Below are 21,463 nucleotides of genomic sequence, written 5' to 3'. Positions count from 1 at the left end.
TCGGCCTCAGAACTGGAAGTAGAGGAAGGGCGAGTAGGTCTGCTCGGCGAGGCGCATCAGGCAGAAGATGGCCAGCGCGCTCAGCGCCGCGGCCTTGACGAGGCCGGTGGTGCTGGTGACCGCGATGGTGCCGTCGCCGTTCACCGCGATCTGGGGCTCGTAGAACTGGCGGACGCGCGGCTCGGCGATGGTGATGGCGATGGCGACCGCCAGCATGGTCATGGCCTCACGGCTCACCATCCAGGCGACTTCGGGGCGGATGCCGATGCCGTTGAAGCCGAACATGCCGGCATACATCTGGAAGGCCTGGCCGAGATCGGGCGCGCGGAAGGTGACCCAGCCGAGGACGACCGCGATGAAGGTCGCGGGCAGGCTCCACCACAGGCTCGGGGCCCGCTTGTCGAAGCCGGTGAGGCGCTCGATGACGAGGATGCCGCCGTGCCAGACGCCCCACAGGATGAAGGTGAAGTTCGCCCCGTGCCACAGGCCGCCGAGCAGCATGACCATGAACAGGTTCACGTAGGTGCGGGCGACGCCCTTCCGGTTGCCGCCGAGCGGGATATAGAGGTAGTCGCGCAGCCAGACCGACAGCGAGATATGCCAGCGCCGCCAGAACTCGGTGATCGAGCGGCTGATGTAGGGCATGTTGAAGTTCTCGGCGAAGCGGAAGCCGATCATCAGCGCGAGGCCGATCGCCATGGCGGAGTAGCCGGCGAAATCGAAGTAGAGCTGCATGGAGTAGGCCAGCGCCCCGAGCCAGCTTTCGACCACGGTGGGGTTGGGGGCCGAGAACATGGCGTCGGCGAGGGGCGCGACCGGGTCGGCGATCAGCACCTTCATGGAGAGGCCGATCAGGAAGCGCTGCCAGCCGGCGTTGAACAGCTCCCAGCTATGCTCGCGCTTGGCGAACTGCGGGGCGAGGTCCTTGTAGCGCAGGATCGGGCCGGCCACGAGCTGCGGGAACAGCGCGAGGAAGGCGGCGAAATCGATGATGTTGTAGCTGACCTTGGCGTCGCCCCGGTACACGTCGACGAGGTAGCTGACCGAATGGAAGACATAGAACGAGATGCCGATGGGCAGCAGCAGCTGCCAGTGGATGCCGAGCGCATCGGGCGTGGTGCCCCACAGCGTGGCAAAGCTGTCGACGAAGAAGTTGAGATACTTGAAGACGCCCAGCACGCTGAGGTGCCCGATGACGCCGATGGCGAGGAAGAGCTTGGCCCTGGGCGTGCCCCGGTACTTCCCGACGAGGATCGAGAAAACGTAGGCCCACAGCGTGTTGGCGACCAGCAGCACGAGGAAGTCGAAGCGCCACCAGCCGTAGAACAGGTAGGACTCGATGAGGAGCGTGAAGTTCCGGTACTTGTTCGGCGTCAGGTAGTAGGCTGCCAGGAAGATCGGCAGGAACAGGAACAGGAACGTCTCGGACGAAAAGACCATCAGGCATCCCCCTCGAAGGTACAGGTGGTGGGGCGCAGGGCGCCGTTGGGTGTGAGCTTGGCGCCGGACTTCAGCTCGAGCCCGTCGATGATCGTCGGACCGCCCGCGTCGGCGCGCAGGTCAAAGAAGCGGTCGGTGAACTGGACCAGCTCGCCGTCGAGCAGGCGCGGGGCCTGGCCGGTGAAATCGTTCTGGGCAAAGGCGAGACGCGCCGTGGTCGAGCCCTTGATGCCGACGCGGTTGCCGTCGAGCTCGTTGGAGGCGATCTCGATCACGCCGTAGTCGGGCTGGTGGGTGACGGTGATGCCGGCATTGCCATTGTCGATCAGCCGGTTGGTCCGCACATCGAGCCCGGCGCTGTCGCGGATGGCGAGGCCGGACTGGGCGTTCTGCAGCAGCAGGTTGTCGGCGACCGCGATGCAATCGGCCGAGGCGACCGAGACGCCCGAGCGCTTCGATCCGGCAATCAGGTTGCTACGGATTTTCAGGTCGGCGCTGCCGGCATCGGCGAAGATGCCGTTGAGGCCGGCGTCGATGATGATGTTGCCGGTGAGGTCGACGCCGTTGGCGGCGTTGGTGACCTTGATGCCGTGGGCATCGGGGCCGGGCAGCACGACATTGCCGCGCGCCACCAGCGTGGTGCCGCCGCTCAGCAGCAGGGTGGTGCCGGTGAGGATGTTGTTGTCGACGATGGCGCCGGTCGCATCGATCAGCGCCAGCGCGCCGACATCGGTGAAGCGGCTGTCGCGAATGAAGGAACTGCCGGTGCGGTTATAGAAGCCGCTCTCGAGCAGCGTCAGCCCGGTCATCGGCGGGAACAGCCCGAAGCCGAGATCGGCGAACTGCATGCGTTCGAACTGGGCGTTGCCCGACATGGCGACGACCACGAAGGGATTGAAATCCTTGAGGCGCGGGTTCTCGGCTCCGGTCACGCCGATGCTCGCATCGGTACCGATGAGGTTGCCGGCCGAGAGCAGGAATGCGCCGCTCGAACGGTCGAGCAGCAGGGTCTCCCCCGGCTGCATGAACAGGGTGGCGCCGTTCCACACCGCGATCGGCAGGTGCGCGACATAGCCGTCGGGGGTCTTCTCGATGGCGTCGGTGAGGCCCGCGGCTTGGGCGGCTTCCTGCAGCTGGGCGAGGCTGGCGACGCCGCTGCCGACCAGCAGCACTTCGGGCTCCGCCTGCGCCTGGCGCAGGGCGACGTGATAATTGGCGCCGGCCTGGAGCGCGAGCTGGCTCAGCACCAGGTCGAGCGCGGCGGAGCTCACGGTCACGCCGCCGAGCCGGGGCCGGCCGGGGGACCCGGTCGGCGCATTGCGGAACTCGAGGCCGAGGGGGGCGAGGGCGGCGCGCAGCTCGTCGAGCGGACGGGCCTCCCCGACCATCGCCGTGACCTCGTCCACGGTCTTTTCAAAGGCGAGAGTCCGCGCATAGTCCGCCGCCGTGGCGGCCACGGGGAGGCACGCCGCCATGATGGCGAAACCAGCGCGGACTCCTGCCTTACGCATGTTCGCGGCTCCCGTCGCCCACCGCAGCCAGCTCGAGGAGCGGAGTGAGGTGGGTCAGCGGACCGTCCACATGGCAGGCGACTTCGATCACCTGCATCGGGCCGGTGCCGTCATTGGTGACCTGTGCGTCCTGTTCGGGGCCGACCTCGAAGGTGGCGCCGGCGCGCACCTGGCGCTGGCGGGTGCCGATCTGCAGCGTGCCCGAGCCCGAGGCGACGACCATCATGCGGCGGAAGTCAGCGCCGCGTTCGACAGGGAGGGTCGCGCCGGGGTTCACGGTGAGGTGGCGCAGCATGTAGCCGGCACCCGAGGCGAGCTTGCCCTGGCGGCCCCAGTCGGTGGTGCCGAAGGCGTGGTCATCGGCCTCGCGGCGGTTCTGCGCCTTGAGCTGCTCGACTACCTTCTTGACGTCCTGGCTCTTGTCCCTGGTGGTGACGAGGAGCGCGTCCTTGGTGTCCACCACGACGAGGTTGTCGACGCCGACCACGGCGACCAGACGATCGGACCCGCGAACATAGGAGTCACGGGAGTTCACCATCAGCACGTCACCGGTGACGACGTTGCCCTCGTCGGTCTTGTTGCCGATGGTGTGGAAGGCGGCCCAGGCGCCGACATCGTCCCACTCGACATCGGCGGGAGCGAGCGCAACGGATTTGGACTTCTCGAACACGGCGCGTTCGGTCGGCAGGCTCTCGGCGGAGCCGAAGCTGACTTCCTCGAGCAGCAGCGCGCCGTCATCGAGCTCGGCATTGGCGAGCGAGGCGCTGACGGCGCCGAAGGTCACCGGGTCGAAGCGGCGATATTCCTCGATCACCGTGTCGGCACGCATCAACGAGATGCCGGAGGCCCAGTAGGCGAGGCCCGTCTCGATCAGCGACTGGGCGATCTGCGCATTGGGCTTTTCGACGAAGCGCTCGGCGCGGTGGACGCCGCGGTAGTTCGAGAACTCGCCGCCGTCCATGATGTAGCCATAGCCGGTCTCGTTGTAGCGCGGCTTGATGCCGAAGGTGACGATCAGCCCGTCCATCGCGGCCTTCCAGGCGGCGCGGACGCGGCCGTTGAGGTCGCCGTCGATCACATGGTCTGATGGGCAGATCAGCAGCACCGCGTCGGGATCGGTGCGGGCGATCAGCAGCGCGGCGCTCAGCACGGCAGGGCCGGTATTGCGTGCCACCGGCTCGGCGATGATGCGCGCGTTGCGCTGGATGTCGCGCAACTGGCGGCGCACGGTGCCCAGATGCCCGCTCGCCACCGAGACGACGGGATCGTGGAACAGCTCGCCGCGATGGCGCTGGACAGTGGTCTGGAAGAAGGTGATCGAGCCCTCGGCGTCGATGGGCTGGAACTGCTTCGGCTGCTGGCCGCGGGACAGCGGCCAAAGCCGTGTACCCACACCTCCGCAAAGGATGACCGGATGGATGGCGTTCATTTTCGAGTGGCCCTCTGTCTTGTTCGCCGTCATTTGAAGGAGAAGAACCGGCTTACCGCCGCCAGCGGATCGGCCGTGATGAGCACATCCACCGGGGCGCCGACGAGCGATGGCTCGAGGGGCGTCGCGGGAACGAGCGTCACCGGAATGGCAGTGCCGTCGCCGGCCTTGGCCGTACGCAGCAGGCCGGGAAGCTCGGCCGGGTCGAGCGTGGCGCTGGTCACCGAGCCATTGGGCAGGTGCACCTCGGCATGGGCGCCGGAGGCGAGCTTCCTGAGCCCATTGCCGTCGACATGCGAGGTGATCACAGCCTGGGCGTCGGCAGGCGCGACGGTCATGACGGTATCGCCGGCAAGGACCGTGGCGCCCGACTGGGCCGCGCCAGGGGAAACGACGCAATCGCAGGGCATCGACACCGCGAGCACTTCACCGGCCGTGGTGCGGATGGCGAAGGCGATCTCGCCCTGGGTGGCGGCCGGATTCACGAAATCGAGCTGGCCGGGGCTGATGGCGCGCAGGTCCATGCCGTCGAGCGTGATGGTCGAGAGGCCGGTGACCGGTGTCACGAACAGGCGCTCGTAGAGCTTTACGCCGACAAAGCCGACCAGCAGCAGGCCAAGGCCGGCAAAGAGACCCCAGCGCAGCCCGTTGAGCAGGCCCTGACCGGCAGAGGGTTTGGCCCTGGGCACATCGTTACGCGCCTTCTCGACCTTGTCGCCGGTACGGATCAGGCCGTCGACGCCGACCAGGTCGCCACCGACGTAGGAGTTGAGGATGTAGCGCAGTTGCGGCAGATGCGGGCCGGTCGGCTCGAGGAAGCGCAACGAGACGGTTCCCGCTTCGGGCGAGCCGGCGCCGATGGCGGCATCGACCGGCAGGCTGATCGAGTAGCCGGGGAAATTGAACGACAACACGACCACCTGCACGCGGCCGTGCAGGTGCGGGTCGATCAGGCCGGTGGCCTCGGCGCCCACGACCGACAGGCCATTGCCCTGGAACGAGCGGCCGTTGATGAGGACGTTGAACGGCAGCCGGATGACCGGGTGGTCGCCATGCACCGCGAGATCGCTCAGCGGGGGCGCGACCGGGCTGGTCTTCTGTTCGAGTTCAGCATGCGCTTCGGTCATTGATACTAAGCCCTCAGTTGGCATGGATCGGGAGGGGGCTCAGCAGCCCCGTGACGAAGAGGACGCCAGCGACGAGCAGGCCCAGGGCGAGCACGTGCATGTAGCTGGAGGTCAGGGAACGGATCCGGCCCTCACTGCCACCGGCACCGGCAATGGCGGTCGACTGGCGGGTCCAGCGCTGGCGGTCGAGGCGGAACATGACCGAGGTCTTGATCGCGGCGCCGAACAGCTGGCCGAAGTAGAGCAGGAACGGGTAGGTGATCGGGAACGGGCCGCCGAAGCTGGCGAGCAGCCAGCAATAGACATAGCGCGTGGCCATGACCCAGGCGACGTAGGCAACGGCGATCAGCGGATCGACGAACACCGCGTAAAGCACGATGCCGACCGGAGCCGTCAGCGTCGTCCACATCGAGACGCGCTGGTCGAGGATCGACCACCAGGTGAAGAGGCCGATCTTCTGGGGCCCGAGCGCCAGCGCGCGGCCATTGGTGCGCAGCATGTTACCGAACCAGCGGCGCATCAGCGTCACGGCGCTCTCGACGAAGCCCGGCTTGGGCTGGGTTTCCATCGACACGCAGGCAACATCGGGCAGGTAGGCCATCTGGAAGCCGTGCTTGAGCAGCCAGAACCAGGTCGACTTGTCGTCGCCGGTGAGGAACTTCACGCGGCCCAGGCGCCAGTGATCGATATAGTCCTGCTCGATCGAGGCGATGAACTCGGGGTCGGTGGCGAGGTCCGCCCGGAACACCGACATGCGGCCGGTGAGGGTCAGCACGCGGCCGCCGAGCGCCACTGCCGACATCATCATCTGGCGCTGGGTGAAGCGCAGCTTGAACCAGTCACGGAAGATCGGGGTCTCCTCGATCTCGGCTCGCTCGTGGGTGGTCAGCGCGCCGACCTTGCCGCTGGCGAAGAACGGCGCGGCCCGCGCCACGATGTCCTCGGGGATCTGGGTGTCGCCGTCGATGAGCAGCACGACGTCGTCGGCGCTGGGGTAGCGGCGGGCGATGGAGCGGAGCGAGGTGGCGAGGGCGTCGCGCTTGCCGGTGCCGTCGATGCGGTCGATCACCACCTCGACGGTATTGATATCCCCGAGCACCTGCTGGGCCACCGAGCGGATCAGCCGCTCGTCGGCGAGATCGACCACCGAGGCCACCACAGTGGCGCCGCCGGGAGAGCGGCGGGCAGCCTGGAAGATGGAGCGATAGACGCGCGAGGTGATGTCGGCGTCGATCTTGTAGCTGGTGGCCAGCATGAAGGCGTGCGCCGGGCGGCGGGTGGCATAGAGGGCCGCGGCGGCGGCGCGCCGCCGCGGATAGACGATGCGGATATAGAGGTGCCCGCGCACGAAGTTGATCAGGGCCCAGCCGTAGCGCCACAGCCCGATCACCCCGAGGGTGAGGAAGACGCCGGCGCCGGCCGAGAAGGCGGAGGAGGGGACGGCGCTGGCGACTGCGGCGACGGCAAGGACGTAGATGATGTGCGCGAGCGGGTTCATGGCGCTTACCAGCAGATGCCTTCGTAGGTGCCGTTGGAGCGCAGGCTGGCGTTGATGCGGGTCAGATCGACCAGCGAGCGGTATTCGGAGACGGCGTTGAGGGGGGCGATGGTTTCCTCGTAGCGATTGCCCACGAGGATCACGTCGGAGGACGAGATCAGGTCCTCGATCTTGCCGACGAGACGCTGCGGCAGGTCGGGCACGACATCGTTGCCACGGCCCATGGCGGAGACGCCGCCCTCGACCGCCTGCCAGACGTAGGGGTCGTAGACCTTGAGCTCCATGCCCTTGGAGATGAGCCGGCTCGCGAGCTCGGCCAGCGGGCTTTCGCGCAGGTCGTCGGTGCCGGGCTTGAAGGCGATGCCGACGAGGCCCACCGACTTGGCGCCGGAACTGGCGATCATCTTTTCAGCCCGGTCGATCTGGGCCGCGTTGGCGATCAGCACGGAGTCGAGGAGGGGGGAGGCGACACCCTTTTGGGCAGCGAGATGCTGCAGGGCGCGGACGTCCTTGGGCAGGCAGGAGCCGCCGAAGGCGAAGCCGGGACGCATGAAGTAGGGGGAGATGTTGACCTTGGTGTCCGAGCAGATGAGCTTCATCACCTGCTGGCCGTCGACGCCCGACGCCTTGGCGATGTTGCCGATCTCGTTGGCGAAGGTGACCTTCACGGCGCGCCAGGAGTTCGACGCGTATTTCACGGCCTCGGCGGTGCGCAGCGTCACCACGTTGGACGGCACCGGCATGCCGGAGTTCACTTCCTTGAGGATGGCCTCAGTGCGCGCCTCGAGCGCGCCGAAGACGATGAGGCCCGGATCGTAGTAGTCGGCGATCGCGGTCGATTCGCGCAGGAACTCGGGGTAGTAGCCGACGCCGAAATCCTGGCCGGCGACCATGCCGCTGGCTTGCTCGAGTTCGGGCACGCAGACCTCGTCCATGGTGCCGGGCACGATGGTCGAGCGGATGATGACCGAGTGGAAGCTCGGCTTGTCCTTGAGCGCCTGCCCGATGTCGGCGCAGACGCCCTTGACGTATTTCAGGCCCACGGCGCCGGTGTCGTCGCTGGGGGTGCCGACGCAGATGAAGCTGGCGTCGGTGTCGAGCACGGCCTGGCGGCCATCGGTGGTGGCGCGCAGGCGGCCGGACGCCACGGCGCGTGCCAGGATCTCGTCGAGGCCGTTCTCGACGATCGGGGACAGGCCCGCATTGACGGCGCTGACCTTGGCGGGGTCGAGGTCGACCGCGATCACCTCATGCCCGTCGTCGGCGAGGCACGCGGCCGACACGACACCGACATATCCAATTCCAAAGACGCTGATTTTGGCCACGACAGTCCTCTCTCAGAAGTGTGAGCAGTATTGTTCTCGCCCGAGGGGCAAGTTATGCGGGGCGATGAAGCAACAGAACGACGAGCTACAAGCTCATTGGCCTCGTTCCGCCAAGTGCCTCCTATCGATCTCTCCACCGCTGGAGCTTCGAAGTAGACACTTAGTTTCGGAAGTATCGCGCTGGGATCGGCGATGACTGTCCGTTCGTGAGGGAAAGCCTGTGTGCTGGCCCCATTTCTGAGAAGCAATGGCGATTCATACGAGCCATTCCGCCAGCGCATGTCAGCGGGATGTCATGCAACGTTAACGTTTGCATTCCTGCGTCATCCAACCGCAGGCGGGCCGCAGGTTTCGGCGTTCACGTTGCGTTGATCAAGCGGGACCGGAGCGTGGTGGAATTAGGGCGAAAGAATGTGACCTGTCGGGGCCGGAATCGCGCTGCTCAAATTGTGGGCAGGTTTTGTGGTTCCAATCGGCCAGCGCCGCTGACCCTTCCGGTCCTTCGAAGGGTGAGGCCAGCGTCGCCGCTGCAGCCGGAAATGCTGTAGTTCCAGGCTTTTCGTTCGAGTCTTTAAGTAATCCCGCGGCGATTCCGGGAAGGATTCGCCGACGGTTTTCGCCACATGCCGAGCGTGGGACGCGGGAAGCGCAGGGCAGCCGCGCTTTTGCCGTCGTTGCGCGAAAGAATTCGCATGGGCAGAGTCGAAGGTGCCTTCGGCTCATTGGCGCGGGGCGTTGCACGCCAAGCGCTTGGGTAACAGCAGCAGCGGGTCATATCGATTGTCATCCACCGGAAGCAGCCGGCCACTGGTCCTTATTGTCGAGGACGAACCCATGATCATGCTGGGGGCGGTACAGTTATTCGAGGCCGCGGGCTTCGAGGCTCTCGTCGCGTTCAGCTCGGACGAGGCCGTGGCGCATCTGGAGAGTCGCTCCGGCATCGCGATCACGTTCATCGAATATGATGCGCCGGGCACGCTCGATGGTCCGCAACTCGCCGAGACCATCCGCATCCGCTGGCCGACGATCGAGATCATCGTGGTGTCGCAGCCGCGCGCGGGCGAGACGCCCGACCTGCCGCTGGGGGCACGCTATTTCGAGAAGCCGTACACCCATTCCGAGATCACCCGCGCACTCGAGGAGCTGGGGCTGATCGGCCAGGCGCCGCGCGCCCGTACCAGGCTGCCGCCGCGGGTATGACAACGTTTTCGCCCGCCTACGTCTTGAGGCGGGTTGCGCCCCCGACCGGTTGCGGTCAAACTCGGCGTCGCGATACGTCGGAGAGGGGCGCAAATGCGGGGTGCCATCCTGGCCGCGACGGCGGCGCTTCTGTGTAGTGCCGGCGTCGTGCATGCGGGCACGCTGGCCGATGTGCGCGAGCGTGGCACGCTGAACTGCGGTGTCAGCGAGGGGCTGCGCGGCTTTTCCGAACAGGACGACAGCGGTGCATGGGTCGGCTTCGATGTCGACTTCTGCAAGGCGGTGGCTGCGGCGGTGCTCGGGGACGGCGGCAAGGTCGAGTATGTGTCGCTCTCGGCCGAGGACCGGTTCGCGGCGCTCGCCGATGGCAAGATCGACCTGCTCTCGCGCAACAGCACCTGGACGATGACCCGCGATCTCGAGCAGGGGCTCGAGTTCGCAGGCGTCAGCTATTATGACGGGCAGGGCTTCATGATCCCGGCGCTGTTCGGCGCCACCAGCCCGCTCCAGCTCGACGGCGCCACGATCTGCCTCGTCAGCGGCACGACGACCGAAGCCAATCTCACCACCTATTTCGAGGCCGCCGGGCTCAGTGTCTCGGTGCTGCCCTTCGACGAGCGGCCGGAAGCGCGGGCGGCCTACGAGGCGGGGCAGTGCGACGGCTATACGGCGGACCGGTCGGCGCTTGCAGCCGAACGCTCGCTGCTAGCGGTGCCGGAGGACCACGTGATCCTCAAGGATGTGATCTCCAAGGAGCCGCTCGGCCCGGTGACGAGGGACGGCGACCAGGAGTGGACCAGCCTGGTGCGCTGGACGCTGCTGGCGCTGATCGACGCCGAGGAGCGCGGGCTCGATGCGGCCGCGGTGGCGGGCGCCAAGGCCGACGAGGCGCGGCGTGTAGGGGCGCCTGCGGTGGCGGCGTTCGGCCTTGATGCGGACTGGCTGATCGATGTGCTGGCGGCGGTGGGCAACTATGCCGAGATTTTCGACCGCCATCTCGGCGAAGATACGCCGATGCAACTGAGCCGTGGCGTCAACGCGCTCTGGAACCAGGGTGGGCTGCTCTATGCTCCGCCGATGCCGTGAGCTGCTGATCGCGCTTGTCGCGCTATGGTGCGTGCCGGCGCTGGCACAGGACATCTCGGGCATGTCGGCCCGCGACCTCGCCGTCGTGCGCATCAATATCATCGACCTGTTGGCCAACGAGCCGCGCCTGCCACTGCCGATCCGGCAGCGCCGCGACGTGCTGCGCGCGTATTACGAGGAGCGTGGTGGCGAACTGATCTGGCTGGGCAGCTCGCGCGGGGCGGCAATGGTCGCGCGGCTGGTCAACGCCGAGGATGACGGGCTCAATCCCGATGACTATCCGGGCGCGCGGCTGGGCGAATTGCTGACCGCGGCGGGGGCTACCGACAAGCGGAGCCTCGCGATCATCGAGCTATATTTCTCGGCGGCCTTCCTCGAATATGCATCCGACCTGCGGGTGGGGCGGTTCCTGCCCAACAAGATCGATCCCAACTTCTTCCTCGCGCCGCGCCAGATCGACGAATCGGCGGCGCTCGACACCGTTGCGTCCGAGGTAGACCTCGACACGGCCTTCCACCGCTTCGAGCCACAGAGCTCCGAGTATGCCGCACTGCATCAGGCGCTCGACGACTATCGGGCGCTGGCGGTGTTGGGTGGCTGGGGCACGGTGCCGCTGGGGGAGACGCTGAAGCCGGGGATGAGCGATCCGCGCATCCCGGCGCTCAGGGCACGGCTGGCGGTGACCGATGGCGCCGCGTCCGAAGCGCCCGGCGTGCCGGAACTCTACGACGACACCCTGGTCGAAGCGGTGAAGCGTTTTCAGGCGCGGCACGGGCTTGAGGTCGACGGCGTCGTCGGCCCGGCGTCGCTGGTGGCGATGAACGTGCCGATCGAGGCGCGCATCGAATCGATCGCCTTCGCCATGGAGCGCTGGCGCTGGATGCCGGACGATTTGGGCCAGCAGTACATCATCGTCAACATCGCCGGCTTCGAGCTTGAGCGGGTCAGGGACGGCGTCGTCGAGGAGCGCATGGCCGTGGTGGTGGGCAAGCCCTATAGCCGCACGCCGGTGTTCAGCGATGCCATCCGCTATCTCGAGTTCAACCCATACTGGAATGTGCCCGCCGGACTCGCCGCCAAGGAGGAGTTGCCCAAGCTGCAGTCCAACCCGGGATCGGTCGCGGCGGCGGGCTTCGAGGCGGTGCGCGGCGAGGAGGTCTACGACGTCCGTCAGGTGGACTGGGCGCAGGTCTCGCCGGCACGCTTCCCATTCCGGCTGCGCCAGAAGCCAGGCCCGAACAATGCGCTGGGACGGGTGAAGTTCATGTTCCCCAACCAGCACGATGTCTACCTGCACGACACGCCGTCGCGCAGCCTCTTCGGGCGGGCCGAACGGGCCTTCAGCCATGGCTGTATCCGGCTGTCGCGGCCGCTCGAACTGGCTGAGCAGGTGCTGGCGGCGGGTGGCGTGCCGGATTGGTCGATGGGGCGAATCGACAACGTCGTGGCATCGGTCAAGAACACCGTGGTGAACCTCAAGACGCCGCTGCCGGTGCACATCACCTATCTCACCGCCTGGGCCGAGCCGGACGGGGTGCATTTCAGCTCGGACATCTACGGCCACGACGAAAAGCTGCTGGCCGCGCTCGACGGGAAGTCGCTGGCCTGGTGATGGGCGGGGCGCTTGCAGGTGGAATTCTCGGCCTCGATTTGCCACCGGGTCATCCCCGCGAAGGCGGGGATCTCCGTTGGGCCGCACGCACCTGAACGGAGGTTCCCGCTTTCGCGGGAATGACTCCGAGTTCAATTTGTAGGTGCAAAGACCGGTTCTGCCCCCGTGAACACCACCGCCGGTGCAGGAAGCGAAACCGCCCTACGGTTCGCGCAGCAGGTGGGCCGGCCGCGTGGCCAGCGCGCGCCAGATGGTTGCCGCTCCCAACAGGCCGGTGAGCAGCACCGCGCCGATGCCGACGATGGAGAGCGTGGTCGGGTTCACGGTGAACTCAACGTCGAGCAGCACGCCGGTGAGGATGCGGGCGAGGGCGATGCCGACGGGCGTGGCGATCAGCGCGGCGAAGGCGGCGAGGATCACATATTGCAGGATCGAGACCGAGACGATCTCGGGCTGGGTCGCACCCAGCACCTTGTTGATCACGGCGTCGGCCTGGCGCTGGCGCCGACCGGTGGCGAGCGCGCCGATGAGGACGAGCAGGCCGTTGCCGACAGCAAGGCCACCGACCAGTGAGGAGGCGAGCGAGAGCTGGCTCAGCGCCGCCGTGATCAGGCCGAGCGTTTCGCCGATGGCGATGAAGCGCACGTCCGGCAGGGCTTCGGCCAGCCGCTGCTCGACGGCGCGTTCCTTGCCGGGTTCGGCCGTGACCGCGCCGAGCAGAGTTGCCGGATAATCCTCGAGCACGCCCGGCGAGAAGGTGGCGAGGAAATCGATGCCGCCTTGCCAGGAATAGTCGCGGAAGTTGGCGACCGTCGCGGTGACGCTGTCGCCGAAGATGGTGAAAGTGACAGTGTCGCCGATATTCACGCCCAATCCGGATTTCAGGCTCTGGTGCAGCGAGACGAGGGCCGGACCGCTATGGCCGGCGTCCCACCACTGGCCTTCGACCACGCGCGAGGTGGAGGGCAGCACGGAACGGTAGGTGATCGGGATTTCGCCCGAGAGCAGGAACAGCGCCTCGGGGCCTTGCGGCGAGAGACTGGCGGTCGGCGTCTGGTTCACCGCGGCGAACTCGCCGCGCAGCATGGGTGTGGCGGTAAAGGCGGTGACGTCGCCGCCTTCGGCCTGCATGGCCTCGAGCGTCGCGACCTCGTCGGGGAAGAGGTCGGACGCGACGAAGCTAGGCGCATCGAACACCGAAGCGCCCAGATACTCGTTGCGCAGGTTCACCTCGAGCACGAGGACGACGACCAGCATGGTCAAAGCCATGGCCACCGACACCACCACCGAAGGGGCATTGGAGCCTTCGCCGGAGATGCCGCGCAGCGCGTAGCGTAGCGGTCTGACGCCTGTTTCCGGGACCCGGTGGAGCAGGGCCTGCGCTGCCCCGATGGCGAGGCGGAACAGGGCGGCCGACAGTCCGCTGACCGCGACGAAAGCCAGCACCAGCATCACGTCGTCGGTCATCAGGATGGCGAGCCAGATGAAGACGGCGCCGGCGAGCAGCAGCGGGATGAACTGGAACGAACCGAACAGCGCGCGCCAGTCGATGGGCGGGGCGGCGAGGCCCTTGGCGCGGAACAGGGTGACCGGGCGGATGCTCTGGGCCTGCTGCAGCGGCAGGTAGGCAAAGGCGAAGGCGGTGACGAGGCCGACGCCGGCTGCGACCAGCAGCGGCTGGGCGTAGAGCGTGGGCGCAAGGCTGACACCGACGGCGCTGCCGACGATGGGGATGGCGATCAGCGCCACAGTCGCCCCGATGACAAGGCCGACGCCGACGCCGACGGCGGCGAGCGCGCCGACCTGGGCGAAGAAGTGGAGGAAGACGCGGGTGCGCGTGGCGCCCATGGAGCGCAGCACGGCGATGACGCTGGAGCGCTCGGCGATATAGGCCGAGATCGAGGTCCACACGCTGACGCCCCCGATCAGCAGCGAGGCGAGCCCGACGATGACAAGGAAGCGCATGAACAGGTCGTAGTAGCGCACCATCGGGCCGAGCCCGTCGCGAGCCGAACGCACGGTCCAGCCGCTGTCGCCGAAGGCCTGCTGCAGGGCCGCCTTGCCGGCTTCGGCGTCGCGAACGTTGAGCAGCAGCTTGTAGCGGAAGAAGGTGCCGAGCCCGGGGAGCGGGGAGGTTCGGTCGCCCAGCACGGCGAGGCCTTCGGCGGAGATCAGCGCGGGCAGGCCGAGGCGGAAGCCGCGGACGGCGGAATCGGGCAGGCCAGCGAGCATGCCGCGGACCTGGAAAGGCGTGCCGCCGAGCGTGAAGGTATCGCCTACGCCGATGCCGAGCTGGCCGAGCATGATCGGGCTGACGAGTGCGCCGAACATGCCATTTTCGAGGCCGAGGCGACCATGGACGTTCTGGCCGGCCACGAGGTCCGGGCTGGTCACCTGGCCGAGCAGGGGGTAGTTCGGGCCGATGGCGATCAGGTCGACGAAGGCATCCTTGTCGCCCAGCTCGGCGCGTACGTTGGTGTCGATGGCCGAGGCGAGGCGGCCATAGGTCTCGAAGGCGACAATCTCCTCGCGGGTGGCGCCGCGGTCGGTGCGCGACAGCTCGACGTCGCCACCCATCAGCACGGCGGCATCGCGCTCGACGGCGGTGCGGATCGCGGTGCCGACAGAGCTGACGCCGGCGATCAATGCCGTGCCGACCGCGAGGCAGACCACGAGAAGGCCGAAGCGGCGGAGATCGCCGCGCATATCGATGAGACCGATGCGGATGGCGGCGAGGATCGCACGCATCAGGTGCGTCTCGTCGTCGTTTCGACCAGTTCGCCACGCGTCATGGTGAAGACGCGATCGGCGCGGGCGGCGAGTTGTGGGTCGTGGGTTACCAGCGCGACGGCGGTCTTCTGTTGGCGCGCCAGATCGAACATCAGCTCGATCACCACCTGTCCGGTGGCCTGGTCGAGATTGCCGGTCGGTTCGTCGGCGAGGAGCAGCTTGGGCTTGGCGATCATGGCGCGGGCGAGGCCGACGCGCTGCTGTTCACCACCCGAGAGGGCGGAGGGGCGGTGGTGCAGCCGGTCGCCGAGGCCGACCGCGGTCAGTGCGTCGACAGCCTGCTTGCGCACTTCGGTCAGCGGCAGGTTCGGTTGCGCGATCTCGAGCGCGAGGCCCACATTGTCGAGTGCGCTCAGCGAGGGGATGAGATGGAAGCTCTGGAACACGATGCCGAGCGTCTCGCGCCGGAACAGGGCCAGTTCGTCCTCGTTCAGGCCGGCCAGATTGTGTCCGCCGACGATGATCTCGCCGGACGTCGGGCGCTCGAGGCCTGCCAGCAGCATGAGCATCGAGGTCTTGCCGCTGCCCGAGGGGCCGACAATGGCGACCACCTGGGAAGGCTGAACATCGAACGAGACGTTCTTCAAAATGTGGAGCGGGTGGCCCGCTATATCGAGCGTATAGTTGATCGATGACGCAGAAATTATCGGCGCGTCATGCTGAATCGCCACATCTGTCGTAGAATTGGAAGTGAGCATGATGCAGGGGACTTGCCGAGCGTAACAAACCGAATGATTGTGCGCGCCACGTGCCGACGACTAGCCTTGATGGCCAGGCCAGGTTTGCAGCCTGCGAAGGTCTGACACCCTGAGGCCGGCGAGTCAAAAGCCATCTGGATTTATCACCGGCGATCGCCGGGTCCTGCCGACGGGTGGGAGCAACAACGGTAGGGGACATGCTGAAATCGTATCGGGCGATCGCACTTGCGGCGATCATTGGACTGTCGGGCCTCGCGGCGGTTCCGGCGCAGGCAGGGCCGGCGGAGCTGGACAAACTCCTCTCCTATATCGGCAACTGGCAGGGGCAGGGCGCCCTGGTGGGCGGCGAGGCCCCCGAGCCGTTCAAGTGCCGGCTGACCGTAACCAGGGGCAACCAAGAGAAGGTCAACTATGCCGGCCGCTGCAGCCTGGTGAACATGAACCTCTCGGTTTCTGGCACCATCGCCTATGACGATGCGGCCAGCCACTACAAGGCGGTGATGAGCTCGAATGCCGGCTTCACCGGCGTGGCGGTCGGCCGCGAGCGCGGGCAGAGCATCAGCTTCGATCTCGCCGAGCGCCAGACCGACCGGGGCGGCAACGACGTACGTATCGGCTCGCTGCTGATCCTTCAGGGCGGCGGGATCCAGGTGGATTTCCAGGTCGAGTTCAACAACTCGGGCCAGATCCTGACCGCTTCGGTACCGTTCTCGAAGTAGGCTGCTAGCGCCTGCCGTTGAGGCAGGCGGCGTCGACCAGGCGTGCCGTCAGGTTGTAGCGACGATAGGCTCCGGACGTCCGCCCTACCTCGATGGGTGGGGCGAGTTCGGGGCAATCGACCGTGTAGCTCACGACCGCCAGGATCGGTCCGGCCAAGTCGATCGGCAGGGGATATTCCTGCTCGTAATGGTGCATCGGGCGGCCGGCGGGGCGGCGGGCGTAGATGGCCAGCCCGGCGTCGCGGCCGGTGTAGAACAGATCGGCGAGGATATCGCGGTTCTCGGCGTAGATCGGCACGTCGCCGTTGCCCTGGGCGAGGGCGATGATCTCGTTGCTGGTCGTCGTGCGTCCGGTGTAGCGCTCGAGCGGCGGATCGAAGCCGAGGATCGGCGTGTTCGGCCACAGGGTCAGCAGGGTGATCGCCACCGCCAGCACGACATTGAGCGCGAGGCCGGCGGCGCGCAGCCAGGGAACGCGCGCCAGCGCCGCCATGGCGAGCGGGACGCCGGAGAAGTAGGCCGCGGCGGCCCAGTTGGCATAGGCGGTATCGATGATCGACTGCCCCGACACGGCAATCAGCGGCACGACGGCGAAGGCAGCCAGCGGCCCGAAGCTGCGGAAGCGCGCCAACGCGACCAGCAGGGCCCCGAACAGGATGGGGCCCATCACGCCGAACTGGCTGCCCACGAAGGTCACGAGGCCACCGAGGCCCGGTGTCTGCCGCGCGTTGGCTGCGCCGCGAATCCAGCCGATATTGTCGGCGGTGTGCTGCAGTGTGGTCAGCCCGTTGAGCGCGTTCCAGAGCAGGTTGGGGCCGATGACGACGAGGAAGGCGAGGCCGAGCAGCGCGGCGTTGCGCCAGCCGATCCGGGCCTGCGGGAAGACGATCGCGGCGAGCCCGGCGCCGATGAGGAAGTAGATGGCGGCATATTTGGCGAGGAAGGCAAAGCCGATCAGCGCGCCGGCGAGGAGGGCGTAGCGGGCCTTTTTGGTCTCGCTCAGGTGCCAGTGGGCGAGCAGGGCGCCGGCGAAGAAGGGCGCCATCACCGAATCGGTGGAGATCAGCATCATGCCGAAGGCGACCATCGGCATGCTGAGATAGGCCGCCGCGACCCAGATCGCGGAGCGCGGGCCCCAGATGCGGGCCGAGAGCGCGGCGAGGAGGAAGGCGGTGATGCCGTTGAGCACCGCCGAGGGCATGCGCACCCAGAATGGGGCATCGCTGCCGGCGAGTGTGGTCACAGCGCCGATCAGCCAGGCGATCAGCGGGGGTTTCGAGTAGTAGCCCCACTCGAAGTGCTGGCCCCAGAGCCAGTACTGCGTCTCGTCGACGAACAGATCGGTGCGGTCGAAGGCGAGGACGACCAGGCGGAGCACGACCACCGCCGCGACAAGCGCGGCGACCGGCCAGGCCCAGCCCTGCCGGTCAGCCGCCGACTGCGTCACGGCGCCGCTCGGCGTAGATCAGCCACAGGTTGCGTGCGTAGATCACGACGCCGAACAGCTGGCCGAGGATGAAGACCGGATCCTGCCGGTAGAGCGCGTACGCGAGCAGCATGACGCCGCCGGCGAGCGAAAAGTACCAGAAGGCGGTTGGCACGACCGATTTGCGCTGGCGTTCCGAAGCGATCCACTGGACCAGGAAGCGGCCGGTGAACATGGCCTGCGCGAGCAGGCCGAAGACCACCCACAGCAGCTCAATCTGGTTCTCCACGTGGAAGATCTGCATCAGCCATTCGGCCATGGGTCAGCTGTCTCCTTGGGTCGCGCCCGCCGGCCGGGTCTTCTTGCGCCGGTGGATCAACCACATGACGCCGAAAAGGTCCACAACGCCGACGAGGGCGCGCTGGAAGTTGGAATAGTTGGAGCGACCGGCGCCGCGCTGGCGATGGCTCACGTCGACCAGGGCCACATTCCAGCCGTCGCGCTTGAACAGCGCCGGCAGGTAGCGGTGCATGTGATCGAAATAGGGGAGGGCGAGGTAGGCGTCGCGACGGAAGGCCTTGAGCCCGCAGCCGGTGTCGCGGGTGCCGTCCTTCAACAGGAACGAGCGGATGCCGTTGGCGAGGCGCGAGGCGACCTTCTTGGACCAGGTGTCCTGCCGGCCGACGCGCTGGCCGGCGACGAGGCCGAGGCCGGTGCTGCCAGCGGCAAAGAGCGGCGCTACCAGCCTGGGCAGCTCGGCCGGCGGGTTCTGGCCATCGCCATCGAGCATGCAGACGATCGGCGCGGTCGCGGCGCTGACGCCGGTGTGGATGCCCGCCGACTGGCCGCCGGACCGCTCGTGCCGCAGCACGCGCAGATGCGGCTTTTCGGTCGCCAGGCGCGCCAGCATATCGGGCGAGCCGTCGGTCGAGCCATCGTCGACGACGATGATCTCATAGGGCGCATATTCGGTGAGCGCGGCCTCGATCTCGGCGATCAGCGAGGGGAGGTTCCCTGCCTCGTTGCGCGCGGGAACAATTACGGACAGCCTGGTCATCATAACCCTGTTTCGCCGCGCTCTATAGGCGAGGCGGCCAATACTGGCAATCGGCCCACGGGCAGGTGGGCCATGCGCTGTGACCGATTTGAAACGCGGTCGCGGGCGGCGAACCGAACGGCTTTAGCTACGTTGGAACGGCATCAAGCCGGAGGTTTTCAGATGCCGATCGAGTACCCCAAGCCGCCCTTTCCCGAGCAGCAGCAGCCCTATCCGGGCTTTACCAAGCGGATGGACCCGGTGCCGGACCATGGCGAGGACAGCTATCGCGGCTCGCAGCGGCTCGAGGGCAAGAAGACGCTGGTCACGGGCGGCGATTCCGGTATCGGGCGGGCCGTGGCGCTGGCCTTTGCGCGCGAGGGCGCGGACGTCGCCATTTCCTATCTCAGCGAGGACGAGGATGCGCACGATATCAAGCGCGATATCGAGGATTGCGGACGCCAGTGCCTGCTGCTGCCCGGTGATCTCGCTGATCCGGCGCATTGCCGCGACATCATCGCCAGGACCGTCGAGGCATTCGGCGGCCTCGACGTGCTGGTGAACAACGCCGCGCACCAGGGCTATTTCGAGGCCATCGAGGATATCCCGGACGAGGAATGGGAAAGGACGATGGCGGTGAACATCTCGGCGATGTTCTATCTGACCAAGGCGGCCGTGCCGCACATGAAGCCGGGTTCCTCCATCATCAACACCGCGTCCAAGCAGGCGGACGAGCCCAGCCCCGAGTTGCTGGCCTATGCGGTGACCAAGGGGGCGATCCAGAATTTCAGCGCCGGCCTTGCCCAGTTGCTGGCGAAGAAGGGGATACGCGCCAACACCGTGGCGCCGGGACCGGTGTGGACACCGCTCGGGCCGGCGACGCTGCCGGCCTCGAATGTCGCGGAGTTCGGCGAGCAGGTGCCGTTCAAGCGGCCGGCGCAGCCGGCGGAGCTGGCGCCGCCCTATGTGCTGCTGGCGAGCGACGAGGCGAGCTATATCTCGGGCGCGACGATTGCCGTCACCGGCGGCAAGCCCGTCATGTAGGCGTCACGGACCGGGTTTCCCCAGACGCAAATTCGGGGTTGGCAAAGGAAAACAAACCCGCTACATGGGCCCGGCCTTGAACGAGGCACCCCGTGTTCCGCGATAGCTCAGTTGGTAGAGCGTTCGACTGTTAATCGAATGGTCGCTGGTTCGAGTCCAGCTCGCGGAGCCAATCCTCCTTAAATATCAGCGCCTTGGGTCTGGGCACGGCTGCGCGCTGCGGCCAGTTCCTGCGGTGTGTTGATATTGGCGAACGGGTCGCCGGTCGCCGTTTCCGGCCATTCCACCATCACTGCCGAAGCCGAACCGGCCAGCCGCTTGAGACTGTGTGGCGCCGTAGCGGCCGTCACCTGCGCCGGCAGGTCGAGGAAGCGGACGACGCGCCACAGGGCGTTGGTGGGATAAGGCTGGCCGCCATAGCTCGCCATCGCAACGTCCCTACCGCCGATAGCGGCGGCGAGCCGGTCGACATAGTCGGGCGGCAGGAACGGGGTGTCCACGGCCACGCTGACGAGGAATTCGGGAGGGTGCGGCCGGGCGACGCACCAGGTCATGCCACCGGCGAACCCGGCGAGCGGGCCGGCATAGTCGCCGTCGAGGTCCGGCACGGGCACCATCAGTTCCGGCAGATGAAGCAATTCGGGCGCTATCCGGCCATGGGCGACGAGCAGGGGCGTGCAGCCGTCGAGCCGGTCCGTCACCCGCTCGAGCAACCGCCGGCCGCCAATTACGAGTTCGGACTTGAGGGCGCCGCCCAGGCGCTCGCCGCGGCCGCCGGCGAGGATCAGGCCGGCAATCGTGGCGGGGTTTGACGTTTGCATATGGGCACTTATCCGGCGCGAGCGACGGCGCTAAAGTCACTCCGCCAAGATCGAGGGTCAATCCATGACGAGCCTGCTGCTACTGACCTATGCCGCGCCCACGCTCGAGCTCGCCGCGGGCGACATCCTGATCGACCAGGGCAAGAAGGACGGCAAGCTTTATGTTCTCGACTCCGGCACGCTGGCCGTCGAGCGCGACGGGGTGAAGATCGCCACCATCGACCAGCTCGACTCGCTGATCGGCGAGATGTCGCTGCTGCTCGACAAGCCACACAGCGCCACGGTGCGGGCCGAGACCGACGCGCGTGTCCGCATGGTGGACGACGCCATGCTCGTCCTCGAGCGCCAGCCGATGATCACGCTTCGGCTCGCGACGCTGCTCTGCCAGCGCCTCGACACGACGTCGGCGCTGCTTGCCGAGGCAACGCATGCGCCGGAGAAGGAAGAGAGCCTGATGGAGCGCCTGCGCGGCGCGCTGATGGGGCATGGCGAGGCGAAGGCCTAGGGTCCGTCCTAAATAGACATGTCACGCACTGTGTTCAGGCCTGCGCCTCCCGGGGGGCGCCGCGTGCAAGCTCAACTACCCTCCCGATCAAGCGGGAGTGTCACTCCGGACGCATTATCCACTGGGTCTCCCCGCGAAAGGGGGACTCTCCGTTTGATGGACGCACCGAAAACAGAGGTTCCCGCTTTCGCGGGAA

General features: G+C 67.0%; 18 protein-coding genes and 1 tRNA gene. 7 read left to right on the top strand and 12 right to left on the bottom strand.

From position 1 onward, the window contains the following. Positions 1 to 6 precede the first annotated feature (6 nt). The 6 genes from AC3A6I_RS11050 to AC3A6I_RS11025 are packed head-to-tail and all read right to left on the bottom strand — an operon-like array spanning position 7 to position 8,330. Positions 7 to 1,440 (bottom strand): MBOAT family O-acyltransferase, encoded by a 1,434-nt coding sequence (locus tag AC3A6I_RS11050; RefSeq protein WP_487543749.1) that lies wholly within the window; start codon positions 1,438 to 1,440, stop codon positions 7 to 9. Next, positions 1,440 to 2,951 carry a right-handed parallel beta-helix repeat-containing protein gene (locus AC3A6I_RS11045; protein ID WP_487543748.1) on the bottom strand — a complete coding sequence of 504 codons (1,512 nt, stop codon included), beginning with the start codon at positions 2,949 to 2,951 and terminating at the stop codon, positions 1,440 to 1,442. The genes AC3A6I_RS11050 and AC3A6I_RS11045 overlap by 1 nt, the downstream gene beginning before the upstream one ends. After that, entirely contained in the window at positions 2,944 to 4,380 is a 1,437-nt protein-coding gene (locus AC3A6I_RS11040) for a mannose-1-phosphate guanylyltransferase/mannose-6-phosphate isomerase (RefSeq protein ID WP_487543747.1), read from the bottom strand. The genes AC3A6I_RS11045 and AC3A6I_RS11040 overlap by 8 nt, the downstream gene beginning before the upstream one ends. Before the next feature lie 29 nt (positions 4,381 to 4,409). Next, on the bottom strand, positions 4,410 to 5,507 hold the full coding sequence (locus AC3A6I_RS11035; protein ID WP_487543746.1) for a hypothetical protein: 1,098 nt from the start codon (positions 5,505 to 5,507) through the stop codon (positions 4,410 to 4,412). A gap of 13 nt (positions 5,508 to 5,520) precedes the next feature. Continuing rightward, on the bottom strand, positions 5,521 to 7,005 hold the full coding sequence (locus tag AC3A6I_RS11030) for a glycosyltransferase (RefSeq protein ID WP_487543745.1): 1,485 nt from the start codon (positions 7,003 to 7,005) through the stop codon (positions 5,521 to 5,523). A 5-nt stretch (positions 7,006 to 7,010) separates the two neighbouring features. Continuing rightward, positions 7,011 to 8,330, bottom strand: coding sequence for a nucleotide sugar dehydrogenase (locus AC3A6I_RS11025; RefSeq protein WP_487543744.1), 1,320 nt, complete (start codon positions 8,328 to 8,330; stop codon positions 7,011 to 7,013). Positions 8,331 to 9,038: 708 nt separating this feature from the next. On the opposite strand from AC3A6I_RS11025, the gene AC3A6I_RS11020 reads away from it, so the two are divergent. The 3 genes from AC3A6I_RS11020 to AC3A6I_RS11010 all read left to right on the top strand — a co-directional run bounded on the left by AC3A6I_RS11020 (position 9,039) and on the right by AC3A6I_RS11010 (position 12,228). Then, positions 9,039 to 9,530, top strand: coding sequence for a response regulator (locus tag AC3A6I_RS11020; protein WP_487543743.1), 492 nt, complete (start codon positions 9,039 to 9,041; stop codon positions 9,528 to 9,530). Positions 9,531 to 9,623: 93 nt separating this feature from the next. Continuing rightward, positions 9,624 to 10,616, top strand: a complete 993-nt coding sequence (locus AC3A6I_RS11015; RefSeq protein WP_487543742.1) for an amino acid ABC transporter substrate-binding protein — start codon at positions 9,624 to 9,626, stop codon at positions 10,614 to 10,616. Beyond that, on the top strand, positions 10,597 to 12,228 hold the full coding sequence (locus tag AC3A6I_RS11010) for a L,D-transpeptidase family protein (RefSeq protein ID WP_487543741.1): 1,632 nt from the start codon (positions 10,597 to 10,599) through the stop codon (positions 12,226 to 12,228). Before AC3A6I_RS11015 ends, AC3A6I_RS11010 begins: the two co-directional genes overlap by 20 nt. A 201-nt stretch (positions 12,229 to 12,429) precedes the next feature. On the opposite strand, the gene AC3A6I_RS11005 is transcribed toward AC3A6I_RS11010, so the two are convergent. Together AC3A6I_RS11005 and AC3A6I_RS11000 are read right to left on the bottom strand one after the other, a co-directional pair. Continuing rightward, positions 12,430 to 14,976, bottom strand: a complete 2,547-nt coding sequence (locus AC3A6I_RS11005) for an ABC transporter permease (protein WP_487543740.1) — start codon at positions 14,974 to 14,976, stop codon at positions 12,430 to 12,432. Further along, complete coding sequence (locus tag AC3A6I_RS11000; RefSeq protein WP_487543739.1) at positions 14,976 to 15,716, bottom strand: ABC transporter ATP-binding protein; 741 nt, start codon at positions 15,714 to 15,716, stop codon at positions 14,976 to 14,978. The genes AC3A6I_RS11005 and AC3A6I_RS11000 overlap by 1 nt, the downstream gene beginning before the upstream one ends. 197 nt (positions 15,717 to 15,913) lie before the next feature. Here AC3A6I_RS11000 and AC3A6I_RS10995 point away from each other — a divergent pair, with 197 nt between their 5' ends. Beyond that, positions 15,914 to 16,435, top strand: a complete 522-nt coding sequence (locus AC3A6I_RS10995; RefSeq protein ID WP_487543738.1) for a hypothetical protein — start codon at positions 15,914 to 15,916, stop codon at positions 16,433 to 16,435. Between the two features lie 4 nt (positions 16,436 to 16,439). On the opposite strand, the gene AC3A6I_RS10990 is transcribed toward AC3A6I_RS10995, so the two are convergent. From AC3A6I_RS10990 to AC3A6I_RS10980, 3 genes are read right to left on the bottom strand one after another with little or no spacing between them, the layout of a single operon-like run. Then, positions 16,440 to 17,882, bottom strand: coding sequence for an ArnT family glycosyltransferase (locus AC3A6I_RS10990; RefSeq protein ID WP_487543737.1), 1,443 nt, complete (start codon positions 17,880 to 17,882; stop codon positions 16,440 to 16,442). Beyond that, a complete protein-coding gene (locus tag AC3A6I_RS10985; protein WP_487543736.1) occupies positions 17,863 to 18,180 on the bottom strand; it encodes a lipid-A-disaccharide synthase N-terminal domain-containing protein in 318 nt (105 codons plus the stop codon). Before AC3A6I_RS10985 ends, AC3A6I_RS10990 begins: the two co-directional genes overlap by 20 nt. A gap of 3 nt (positions 18,181 to 18,183) precedes the next feature. Continuing rightward, a complete protein-coding gene (locus AC3A6I_RS10980; RefSeq protein ID WP_487543735.1) occupies positions 18,184 to 18,918 on the bottom strand; it encodes a glycosyltransferase family 2 protein in 735 nt (244 codons plus the stop codon). Positions 18,919 to 19,080: 162 nt separating this feature from the next. Between AC3A6I_RS10980 and AC3A6I_RS10975 the strand changes: the two genes are divergently transcribed. Together AC3A6I_RS10975 and AC3A6I_RS10970 are read left to right on the top strand one after the other, a co-directional pair. Beyond that, positions 19,081 to 19,941 carry an SDR family oxidoreductase gene (locus AC3A6I_RS10975; protein WP_487543734.1) on the top strand — a complete coding sequence of 287 codons (861 nt, stop codon included), beginning with the start codon at positions 19,081 to 19,083 and terminating at the stop codon, positions 19,939 to 19,941. Positions 19,942 to 20,037: 96 nt separating this feature from the next. Beyond that, positions 20,038 to 20,113 (top strand) — tRNA-Asn (locus AC3A6I_RS10970). A 7-nt stretch (positions 20,114 to 20,120) separates the two neighbouring features. Here AC3A6I_RS10970 and mobA read toward each other — a convergent pair. Next, a complete protein-coding gene (gene mobA / locus AC3A6I_RS10965; RefSeq protein WP_487543733.1) occupies positions 20,121 to 20,762 on the bottom strand; it encodes a molybdenum cofactor guanylyltransferase in 642 nt (213 codons plus the stop codon). A gap of 64 nt (positions 20,763 to 20,826) precedes the next feature. Between mobA and AC3A6I_RS10960 the strand changes: the two genes are divergently transcribed. Next, entirely contained in the window at positions 20,827 to 21,267 is a 441-nt protein-coding gene (locus AC3A6I_RS10960; RefSeq protein WP_487543732.1) for a cyclic nucleotide-binding domain-containing protein, read from the top strand. Positions 21,268 to 21,463 lie beyond the last annotated feature (196 nt).

The organism is Devosia sp. Soil_C_22 (assembly GCF_057657195.1).
Note: the sequence above shows the minus strand (reverse complement) of the source record. Positions and strands in the feature narration are given on the sequence as shown.